The organism is Pseudoxanthobacter sp., assembly GCF_036822375.1.
Classification (GTDB): Bacteria; Pseudomonadota; Alphaproteobacteria; order Rhizobiales; family Segnochrobactraceae; genus Pseudoxanthobacter.
Genome location: NZ_DAISHT010000265.1, coordinates 2,152 through 4,139 on the forward strand (window position 1 = coordinate 2,152; position 1,988 = coordinate 4,139).

Annotated in this window: 2 protein-coding genes and 1 pseudogene; 1 reads left to right on the forward strand and 2 read right to left on the reverse strand. The window is 68.3% G+C overall.

From position 1 onward, the window contains the following. On the forward strand, window positions 1-797 hold a 797-nt coding region (locus V7067_RS16125; RefSeq protein WP_334176922.1), incomplete at its 5' end, for a UTRA domain-containing protein. Between the two features lie 56 nt (window positions 798-853). Here the strand turns inward: V7067_RS16125 and V7067_RS16130 are convergent. Beyond that, window positions 854-1,678, reverse strand: coding sequence for a phytanoyl-CoA dioxygenase family protein (locus V7067_RS16130; protein WP_334176923.1), 825 nt, complete (start codon window positions 1,676-1,678; stop codon window positions 854-856). A 14-nt stretch (window positions 1,679-1,692) separates the two neighbouring features. Next, window positions 1,693-1,988: pseudogene (locus V7067_RS16135) on the reverse strand (amino acid ABC transporter ATP-binding protein); the annotation flags it as partial.

Below are 1,988 nucleotides of genomic sequence, written 5' to 3' on the forward strand. Positions count from 1 at the left end.
TGGGCAACGGTTCCCCGGGTAACAGTGCCCCCGGGAGCGGTTCTCCGGGCAACGATCCCCTGATCGCCGACCTGCCCGATCTCGACGGTCAGGGGCCGTTGTGGCAGCAGATCCGCCGCGCCCTGATCCGCCCGATTTCCGAGGGACAGTGGCCGCCCGGCACCAAGGTGCCCAAGGAATTCGAGATCATCGCCCGCTATCGCGCGGCGCGGATGACAGTGCATCGCGCGCTGCGCAGTCTGGCGGCCGAGGGCATGGTCGCCCGCAAGCGGCGGTTCGGCACGGTGGTGGCCGACCGGCCGCCCGAACGCCCGGTGCTGGAGATCTGGGATATCGGCGCCGAAGTGGAGCGCTTCGGCGGCAACTACGCCTTCGAGATTCTGGAGCGCGTGCTGCTGGCGGCCGACGATGCCCGCGGCGCCCCGCTGGAGGCGGAGCCCGGCACGCCGCTGATCTTCCTCAAAGTGCGTCATTTTTCCGATGGCGAGCCGCTGCAGATCGAAGAACGCCTGATCAATCTCGACATCGCTCCGAGCGCGGCGCAGGAGAGCTTCCGCGCCGTCACCCCCGGCGCCTGGCTCATCGCCAACGTGCCGTGGAGCGATGCCGAGCACGTCATTCTGGCGGAAGGCGCCTCGCCGGAAATGGCCAAGCTGCTCGACATCCGCCCCGGCACCGCCTGCCTGGTGGTGGAACGGCGGACGTGGACCGACGGGGTGCCCATCACCTGGGCGCGTTTCTTCCATCCCGGCGACCGGCGCCGGCTGGTGGGCCGCTTCCGCTCCGGCACCGACTGATAAAAAAGGCGGCCCCGGTGGCCGCCTTTTTCGTTTGCCTCACACCTTCGTTTGCCTCACACCGCCGGGCGGCGGAACACCACCGGAAAATCCGGCCCGTCGAGCGGCTCGCCGGTCTTCAGCGTCAGGTGCGACAGCGGCGGCGAACCCTTGCCGCCCCGGTCGATGAAGATGGCATCGTCGCCCACGAAGCGGGCGGAGAACACCCGCCGGCGCGTGGCCGAGGTGTTGGCCGCCGCGCCGTGCACCGCGCGGAACGAGAAGGCGATGGCATCGCCCGGTTCCAGATCGTCGGAGACGATGCGATAGGCGCTGCGGTCGGCCTCGATATCGGGGATCGCCGGCCGGGCATCGTCTTCGAACAGCGGCGAGCCGTCGAAGCGATAGGGCCGGTGCTCCAGCCCCCATTTGTGGGAACCGGCGACGACCTCAAGGCAGGCCGCCTTCTTCACCGGATCGAGCGGAATCCAGAAGCTCACCGACTGGTCGCCGCCGCAGCAATAATAGGGCATGTCCTGATGCCAGGGCGTGACGATGGACGAGCCCGGCTCCTTCACGAGGATATGGTCGTGGAAGAAGCGGCCGGTTTTCGAGGCCGTCAGTTCCGCAGCGAGCTGCCCGCCCGGTCCTTCCAGCACGAAGGCACGGTATTCGGGAATGTCCTGCCAGTTGCAGAGATCCTGGAAGAAGAAGCCCGAACCGTCCGGCGGCTGGTAGGAGCGCTCACGCGGGCTGGGGCTGGCCATCAGCGCCGCCGTGCCCGCGCGCAGCCGCTCCACCCAGCCGGCAAACGCACCGCGCAGCACCACCACGCCATCGGCCCCGAACGCGGCCGTGGTCGCCGCATCCAGAAGAGGCCGGAAGGCCGTTTCGGTCGCCATGTGCAGAGCCTCCCTCAGAGCAGTCCGGCCGCGCCGCGGTCCAGATAGGTGTCGAGGAACTGGTCGATGCGCGGATGGCGCGGCTTGGAGAACACCTCCTGCGGCGAGCCCTCCACCAGCAGCTTGCCGTGATCGAGAAACACGATCTTGGAACCCACCGAGGCGGCAAAGCCGATTTCGTGGGTCACCACCAGCATGGTCATGCCGGCCTCGGCGAAGGAGCGCATCACGTTCAGCACCTCGCCGGTCAGTTCCGGGTCGAGCGAGGCGGTCGGCTCGTCGAACAGCATGATCTTCGGTTCCAGCGCCA

Bases quoted from the DNA above. Each gene is read 5' to 3' on its own strand.
- V7067_RS16130 (WP_334176923.1), bottom strand. From the start codon at position 1,678: ATGGCGACCGAAACGGCCTTCCGGCCTCTTCTGGATGCGGCGACCACG.